At 69.7% G+C, this 7,765-nt stretch carries 7 protein-coding genes and 3 tRNA genes; 7 read left to right on the top strand and 3 right to left on the bottom strand.

The annotated features are described in order from the left end of the window. Positions 1-192: 192 nt before the first annotated feature. The 6 genes from KS423_RS32190 to KS423_RS32215 all read left to right on the top strand — a co-directional run bounded on the left by KS423_RS32190 (position 193) and on the right by KS423_RS32215 (position 1,975). A complete protein-coding gene (locus KS423_RS32190; RefSeq protein ID WP_224283295.1) occupies positions 193-534 on the top strand; it encodes a metallopeptidase family protein in 342 nt (113 codons plus the stop codon). 123 nt (positions 535-657) lie between these two features. Further along, positions 658-730 (top strand) — tRNA-Glu (locus KS423_RS32195). A 54-nt stretch (positions 731-784) separates the two neighbouring features. Further along, positions 785-858 (top strand) — tRNA-Asp (locus KS423_RS32200). Between the two features lie 27 nt (positions 859-885). Continuing rightward, positions 886-959 (top strand) — tRNA-Phe (locus tag KS423_RS32205). 177 nt (positions 960-1,136) lie between these two features. Beyond that, positions 1,137-1,553: a type II toxin-antitoxin system HicB family antitoxin gene (locus KS423_RS32210; protein WP_224283296.1), complete on the top strand. Its 417-nt coding sequence runs from the start codon at positions 1,137-1,139 to the stop codon at positions 1,551-1,553. Further along, positions 1,550-1,975, top strand: a complete 426-nt coding sequence (locus tag KS423_RS32215) for a cytotoxic translational repressor of toxin-antitoxin stability system (RefSeq protein ID WP_224283297.1) — start codon at positions 1,550-1,552, stop codon at positions 1,973-1,975. Before KS423_RS32210 ends, KS423_RS32215 begins: the two co-directional genes overlap by 4 nt. Before the next feature lie 135 nt (positions 1,976-2,110). On the opposite strand, the gene KS423_RS48170 is transcribed toward KS423_RS32215, so the two are convergent. Next, the gene (locus tag KS423_RS48170) at positions 2,111-4,537 is read right to left on the bottom strand and encodes a helicase-associated domain-containing protein (RefSeq protein ID WP_308020274.1); all 2,427 of its coding nucleotides are present in this window, start codon (positions 4,535-4,537) and stop codon (positions 2,111-2,113) included. 160 nt (positions 4,538-4,697) lie between these two features. Further along, the gene (locus KS423_RS32230) at positions 4,698-5,831 is read right to left on the bottom strand and encodes a hypothetical protein (protein WP_224283298.1); all 1,134 of its coding nucleotides are present in this window, start codon (positions 5,829-5,831) and stop codon (positions 4,698-4,700) included. A 70-nt stretch (positions 5,832-5,901) separates the two neighbouring features. Here KS423_RS32230 and KS423_RS32235 point away from each other — a divergent pair, with 70 nt between their 5' ends. Continuing rightward, positions 5,902-7,146 (top strand): plasmid pRiA4b ORF-3 family protein, encoded by a 1,245-nt coding sequence (locus KS423_RS32235; RefSeq protein ID WP_224283299.1) that lies wholly within the window; start codon positions 5,902-5,904, stop codon positions 7,144-7,146. Between the two features lie 258 nt (positions 7,147-7,404). Here KS423_RS32235 and KS423_RS32240 read toward each other — a convergent pair whose 3' ends face one another. Then, a complete protein-coding gene (locus KS423_RS32240; RefSeq protein WP_224283300.1) occupies positions 7,405-7,581 on the bottom strand; it encodes a hypothetical protein in 177 nt (58 codons plus the stop codon). Between the last annotated feature and the right edge of the window lie 184 nt (positions 7,582-7,765).

Here is a 7,765-nt window from a genome sequence, read left to right on the forward strand (position 1 = left end):
CCCGCCGCGACCACCGCCACCGCCCGCCCCTGCCCGCGCAGCACCGGCGGCCGGTTCCGGGCCGGGCCGTCCGCCGCGGTGCCGCCCGCAGCGTCGTCCACGGTGTCCTCCGAGGTGGTCATAGCCCCATCAAACACCGGCCTCCGCCACCTGGCACACCGTCATCCGACACCGGACAATGATCCGGTGGAGATGACCCGGGAAGAGTTCGAGACGCTGGTCAGCGACGCCCTCGACCAGATCCCCCCGCAGCTCGCGGCCATGATGGACAACGTCGCGATCTTCGTCGAGGACGAGCCCGACCCGAGCGACCCGGAACTCCTCGGCCTGTACGAGGGCACCCCGCTCACGGAGCGCGGCGAGTGGTACGCCGGCGTCCTGCCCGACCGCATCCTGATCTACCGCGGCCCCACCCTGCGCCACTGCGAGACCCACGAACAGGTGGTCGAGGAGGTCCGCACCACGGTCATCCACGAGGTCGCCCACCACTTCGGCTTCGACGACCACGAGCTGGACGAGCTCGGCTGGTCCTGACCCCCCGCAACCGGCCCCACCACCCGTACCCCCACCCGGCCGAATCCCGTTTTGGCGATCCGCCCTGCATCCCATATGCTTCTCGACGTCCCCGAGCGCTGGGAACAGCGGGACAGGCCACAAGCCCTCATCGTCTAGTGGCCCAGGACGCCGCCCTTTCAAGGCGGTAGCACGGGTTCGAATCCCGTTGGGGGCACGCAGTACCGTAGTAAAGTGCAGTGCGCAAGACCTGAGTGGTTCGCCACTTCTAGGTCCCGTGGAGCAGTTGGTTAGCTCGCCACCCTGTCAAGGTGGAGGTCGCGGGTTCAAGTCCCGTCGGGATCGCTCGTCTCGCAAGAGACGGTGCAGTACGGCCAGGTAGCTCAGTTGGTACGAGCGTCCGCCTGAAAAGCGGAAGGTCGCCGGTTCGACCCCGGCCCTGGCCACATAGCCTGACCAGGCACGATGCCCCCGAAGCAGCTCGCTTCGGGGGCATTTTCGTGTCGTTTGACGCCAACGGGACAGCGGACGGTCACCATCTTCCTGGCCGAGGGCAGGTACGTGACGTACTTGACGTACTTCGCAGCGGGCGCGACCCTGGTTCTCGGACGAGGAGGCTCCCAATGACAGCAGTCCACTACGAGAGCTACACCGAAGCCCGAGCACACCTGAAGGACCTACTGGACGCAGCCGGGCAGGGCAGGGTCGCGACCGTTCGCCGAGACACCGGCCGTGCGGCTGTGGTCGACGCGGGGCGGCTGCGCCACGCCCTCACGCTGCTGTGCCCGTCCAAGGCCGAGGTGGTCGCCGAGGGTGGCGGCTGGTCGGTGTTCTTCCCCGGCCTCCCGGTCGCCGCAGATGGCGGGACGTTTGACGAGGCCATCGACGAGATGGTCGACGCGCTCCGCGAGTACGCGGAGGACTGGCAGGACCGACTCCTGAGCGCTCCGAACCACCGCGACAACTGGGGCCTGGTTCAGCTGATCGGCCTCAGCGACGACGCGCAGCTCCGCGACTGGCTGCTCGGAGTCGCGAAGTGACCTGGCCTCAGCCGACCCGCGAACGGCACGAGCAGTTCTGCAAGGTTGAAGGCTGGGACCGCGTACGTGACGCGCGCGGCCGAACGGGTACCCACCATGTGACGTACGAGCTCGGCGTCTACGACGGGCGAATCCTCCGAACCCGGGTGTCCCACCCAGTGGACCGGACGGTGTACGGCGCGAGCATGTGGGCACACATCCTCCGCGACCAGTTGGACGTGACAGAGGACGAGTTCTGGCCCTGCGTCCTGGACGGCACTTTGCCCGACCGTGGCGCACCGGAGCCGCCCCGTGAGGCACTTCCTGCGGACCTGGTCCACATGCTGATCAACCGCGTGGGTCTCGCGGAGGACGAGATCGCGAAAATGGACAGGGCAGGAGCGATCGCCCGGCTCCAACAATTCTGGACCGAGGGCCACTGACACGCTGCTCTCGCTGCCGATTCAACACGCCCAGTGTGCCGAGCTCCCACCCCGGGGCCGGGAGCTCCGAGGCGACTTCACCGCCACGATGCGGCGCACATCGCCCTGCCCGAGCGGTTGGGGCGATCCTCCTGGTCACCGGCCGACCAGCAACGCGCCCGCCAGCGACCGGGCAGTGCCCGGTCCCTTACCGTGGCGCGATCGCGCTCCGGACAGTGACGGCATGCGCTTGGGACCGCGTTCCTGGCGGGCCTTCTCGATGACCGTCGTCCCGGTCTCCGCCTCCAGCACCGGGGCGTAGCCGGCAGCCCGAAGCGCGGCAAGGGTTGCCTCGGGCTCGGCCGTGCTGATCAGCACGGTCGGCGCGATCCGTCGCAAACCGAGCCTGGACAGCGCACGGGCCGCGGCGAGCTCCGACACCAGTGCCTCGTCGTCGGAGCGGATGCAGCAGGCGGAGCGCACCACTCGCATCCGGCCGTGCGCCCGCGCGGTGTCCCTGATCAGGTACTCCAGGGGCTGCGGAAGCGGCCGCCCGCCCTCGGAGACATCGGCCAGCCGAGCCAGCAGGTCGGCGGCGTCCAATCCGGAGTCCAGCGCCCGGCGGACCGCCACAGGGGTGATCCGCCACACCACGGCATGGCCCTGCGACTCCCGGTCCGCACAGGCGGCCATCAGATCCGTCAGCTCCGATGCGGCAGCTCCGGCGACCACGGCCGTAAGGTCCGCCTGGAACCGGGCGGTGGTCTGCGGCGCGGGCAGCAGCGCGTCCAGGGCCGCGGACAACTGCCGAACCGCGTCGTCCAGAGCAGGATGGTCGCGCAGCGCCGGCCCGGCGCCCGGAACGGCTGGGAAGTGGCGGTGTGCACCCGCCCTCAGGAGCCCGAGCACGGCGTGCCCGAGCGGAGTCAGCGCTCCGTGGGCGACGACCCCGAGCAGCTCCGCCTCCGCCAGGGTCGCCTCGACCCGCTCAGCCTCCCACGAACCCTGGGCGAGGGCAGTCGGGCGGAACCAGGCCGCCGTGGCGATGAGACCGGCAAGAGCGGTCGCCCGCGCGCGAGCGGACTTGCCGGTGGCGACTCCGCGCCCGGTCGGAAGGGTGGCCAGAGCCTCCAGCACGGCGTAGCGCAGATCGACAGCCTCTCTGTCCTCCGGCGTGACCAGCGCGACCGGGGTGTCGTTCTCGTCCGGCCAATAGCTGAACACCTCGGGCACCACCGCCCAGGTGGCGACGAGCGGCAGCAGCCGCTGAGCGGGTGGAGCCGCCAGCCACTCGTCGTACCGCCCAGTGGGCAGCATCCGGGCAGGTGGCTGATATTCCGGCCCCCGCGCGCGGCCCCGCCCTCTCGCCGGGGCCTCCGGTTCCTCGGCGCAAGGGGTGATCAGGTCCGCGTTGTTCGCCAGGTCGAGCCACAACCGGGCTTGCTCCTCCGGCATGCCGGCCGTCTTCGCCAGCCGGCGGGTGTCCCGGACTGCGATCCCGCCCGCCTTGCGCACAGCGAGCGGCTGCACGACCATCTGGCGGAGCATCAGCTCGACCCGGGAGGCCGCCTCGGCCAACGCCGCCTGCGCCTGGCTCTCGACTGCACCACCCGGGATCTCCACCGTTTCCTCGACCGGGGGCGGGGCGGGCTGGTAGCTCGGCGCGCGGTCGTGGTCGCGCAACGCGTCGGCCACCTCGCGCGGCAGTTCCGCCAGGTCCTCATCCACCGGAAGGACCAGGCCGCGGGCGGCCAGCCAGTCCGTGCCGGGATCTCCCGAGCCGCCTTCCCGGAAGGTGAACTTGCCTCCGGAGCCCGGGTAGAAGCCGCCGCCGTACCGGGAGACGAAGCAGTGCGTGCGCAGCAGTGGCGGGCCCGGAACCATTTTGTCCAGCAGATCCAGGGCCGCGGGCGGCGCTTCGGCGGCCATGGCGTGCACGCGCTTCGCGTCCCTGAGCACGTCCACGATCTGCCGCTGCGCCTCGTCTCGAGTCCGCGCCTTCGCGAGCCCCAGTCCCTGCGCGATGCGGTGGATCTCCGGAGCGTTGAAGGCCTCGGTGAGCAGTTGTTCGGCGGGCCGGCCGTAACCGCCGCCTTCGCCCGCCTGGCGGTGGACCAGGATCGGAACGGTGACCCTGCTTCCGGACGAGGGCAGCACCAGGGCCCGCTCGGTCAGCCGGGACAGCGCGGCCTCGGCCGCGGACCGACCCGCACCGTCGAGTTGCAGGAATCCGAAGAGCTGATCCCGGGTCACGGACCGGTCAGCGGGGTCGACCGCAAGCGCGTCGAGTCGCGGTGAACGACCGCCGTAACCCATGAACAGGTGATGAGTCGGCGGGACGGCCGGTAGCGGACCGTGCAACCGTTCGGCCAAGGTCGCCACAGCGACCAGCAGTTGAAGGTCCCCGAGGCTGATCTCGCTCAGCCCCAGGGCCGTCGAGGCGTCCGTCAGCAGGTGGTCGGCCAGACCGGTCAGGCTCGCCACCCTGGCCGCGTAGGGAAGTTCGCGCTGCTCCAGCAGTTCGGTCAGCTGCGAAGGAGTACGGTCGGCCAGCCAAATCGCGAGGCTTCGTGCTGCTGTCACCGCACCGAGCGTAACGAGTCGCCAGCGGGAACGGGACCAGAGGTTTGAAGCCAGGAACCCTTCCACCGTCGTATTGCGCCAACGCTGACGCGACCCGAAGTGGACGAGGGCATCCGAAGACGCGCTCCTGTGGACAATGTCCCTCGCGGAGTGACTGGCATCAACCGCGCAGGGCCCGGTCGTCGAGTCGGCGCAGCAGGCCGGGCAGGTGCTGGTACCGGTCGCGGAGCTCGGCCAGCCGCTGCCGGAACTCAAGGCCGCGTCCGACGTGGTCACAGGCGTCACGGAGCTCGACCAGGAGGGCCACGGCGGTGTCGTAGCGGGCGGCCTGCTTACGGGCGACGTGGTTCTCGACCTCGTGCCAGATCGCTTCCTCCTCGGCGGCCAGGGCGGTCAGCTTCTTCGCCCGCGCCTCGGCTCGAACCCGCTCACCGCGCTGCCGACGCCCGGTGGCTCGCGCGTGCGCTGCGTCCAGCAGTTCTGCGGCCGAGCGCTGCCCCGGCACCGTCGCGACGGGCGGCTCGCCGCGCAGGCGGCGCAGGAGTTCGGCTCCCAGTTGAGGCTCATCGCCCAGCGCCAGGCGCAGCAGGAGGTCGTTCTTCTCCGTCTCGGGAAGCGCCGCGATTAGCGGCGCCAGCTCCTTCTTCCCGGGCCTCTTCCGAGGTGCGGGGGCGGGCGGGCTGGCCTGGGCTGCGACCGCCAGCAGGTCGGCGTCGACGCGCAGGAAGTCCGCGAGCGCTCGCTGCGGTGCGGTGAGCCGGTCGAGCCCGGCCGGGACCGGGGGCTCGACCTCGTCCTGGTAAGCCTCCTCATCGTCGTCCTGCAGCGCCCAAGCGCCGATGCCGGACAGCCATGCGAGGTACAGGGCGCGGTGATCCCCGGAAGCCAGCTCGGCCCGCACCCCGGCGATGGCGCCGAGCGAGTCCTCGGCACCCTCGTCCCAGTCTCCGCTCTCGTCCTCACTGCGCAGGTCGAGGATGAGGTGGGTCTCGGTCGTCCATGCCTCGAAACACTCGTCGAAGCAGTACGGCTCCACCGCTCGCGGTGTGAGCTGTCCCTTGGGTACGCGCAGGACCACCTGATGGGTGCCCCAGTTGGTCAGGTAGAGGTGAGCGTCGTAGTACCGCTCCACCATCCGCCTGGGGTCGCCCCGAAAGTCGCCCCACTGGTATTCGTTGGTGAAGCCGGTCGCGGTGATCCGGGCCCGGGTCGACAGCGATCGCAGATCTTCCTGTTCCTCGCGGCTCAGCGGGCGGTCGATCGCCAGGAACTCGTAGTACTGGTACTCACTCATCGCCGCGACCCTAGCGGGTCTGCCGATCCTCGATGATGAAATCCGCCAAGCCCGAGGCAGACAGGAACCGATGATGGAACCCGAGCAGCCACGCACCACCGAGCAGATCCGAGATCTCGTCGGCTGGATCGGCGCGGGGCGCAAGCTCACCCAGACGGGCAAGGTCACCCTCGCGGACGCGCGGGCCCTGGTCGCGCTCCTGGAGACCGGCGACACCATCGACCCGGCCATCGGTGACAGGACCTTCAGGACCAAGTCGAGCCAGGAGCTCCGCCACCTGAACCTGCTGGTGGAATGGGCCAAGGCAGCGCGGCTGCTGCGGGTCGTCAGCGGCCGTCTGGTGCCGGTCAAGAAGAACGCGCGCGTACTGGAGGACCCCGAGCGCATCCTCGACGCACTGTTCGAGGCCCTGCCGCGCATCAGCGAAGCGGTGCTCCCCTCCGGGTGGCTCGGCTCGATCTTCGCCGAGGGGTATCCGGCCGGGCTTCGGGTGCTGCTGATGAGCCTGTATGCCGCCGACGACCTGGTTCCCGAGCAGGAGCTCCAGGCCGCGGTGTGGGACAAGGTCTCCGGGTTCTACGTCCTCGACGATCTTCCCGAGGACCGCCTCCGGCAGCTGCGCCGGAGCAACGACCGCGATGTGGACCGCGTGCTCGCGACGCTCGTCGGCCTTGGCTCGGTCCAGCGCGTCGGCGACGCCTTCGTCCTCACCTCGCGGGGCCGTCAAGCCATGGCCTGGCTGCGCGGGGAAGCACGCCCCGGCGATCCCGTCTACCAGCTCCGCATCGAACTCGCCGATGTGGAACAGCCCGCCGTCCGGCGCCGCGTTCAGGTCCCCGCCGGATTCCGCCTCGACCGGCTGCACCTGGTCATCCAGGCCGCCATGGGCTGGCAGAACTGCCACTTGCACGCGTTCGACGTGAAAGGCGTCAACTATGGCCATCCCTCCTCCGAACTCGACTTCGTCGACGAGACCGCCGCCGCCCTGGACGCCGTGGTCAAGGAGGGAGAGTTTTTCGACTACACCTACGACTTCGGTGATTCGTGGGAGCACCGCATCCTCGTCGAGCGCCAAGTGGCTGCCGAGGCGGGCCGCCGCTACCCGTTGTGCGTCGACGGGGCAGGAGCCTGCCCGCCCGAGGACTGCGGCGGCGCGCCCGGATACGACGACCTCAAGCAGGCCCTCAGCGGCCCCTCCCATCCCGAGCGCGAGGATCTGCTGCGCTGGCTCGGCCTCGAAACGGCGGCCGACTTCGACCCGACCCGCTTCGACCTGCACCGGACGAACCAGCGGCTCCGCGCTCTCGACTGGTGAAGACCAACCGGCTGGTCCGTACCGGATGACGCCAACGCTGACGCCAACCGGCACGGACGACGAAGGCCGAAGGCAGCCTTCCACGGACGGCGAAATCACCTGGACCGGGGCATACCGCGACCCTGGTTTGGCCTGAAAAGCGGAAGGTCGCCGGTTCGACCCCGGCCCTGGCCACAATCGCCTGAAAGGCGAAAAGGCCCCGGAGAGTTCGCTCTCCGGGGCCTTTTTCATGTCCCGTACGCCAACCGGTACAACGGCTCAGCCGAGCTTGGCGTTGGTGTCGGGCGACGGAATCCCCTGGCTGTTCCGGGCCTGGGGTTCCCCCATCCTGTCGCGCACCTCGTCCCGGGTCTTCCCGCACACGGAGATGCGCTTCACGGCCCCGGAGGTCGTGGTCACGTGGACACGGCCGCGGCAGAGGTCGCGGTTCTTCACGAACTGATCTTGGACATCCTTGCCCCTTCGGCGGGGCAGAGCTTCGGATCCACTCGCCTAGGGCCTGTGTGATGTTGTGATCAATCAGTGGTCAGCAGGAGATCATCGATCCAGATCATCGAGGCGCGGAGGTGAAGGCCGGCGAGGTAGCTTTCCGGGCTCTTGTCATACCGGGTCGCGATGC

The sequence above is a fragment of the Streptomyces sp. LS1784 genome (assembly GCF_020103755.1).
Lineage (GTDB): Bacteria > Actinomycetota > Actinomycetes > Streptomycetales > Streptomycetaceae > Kitasatospora.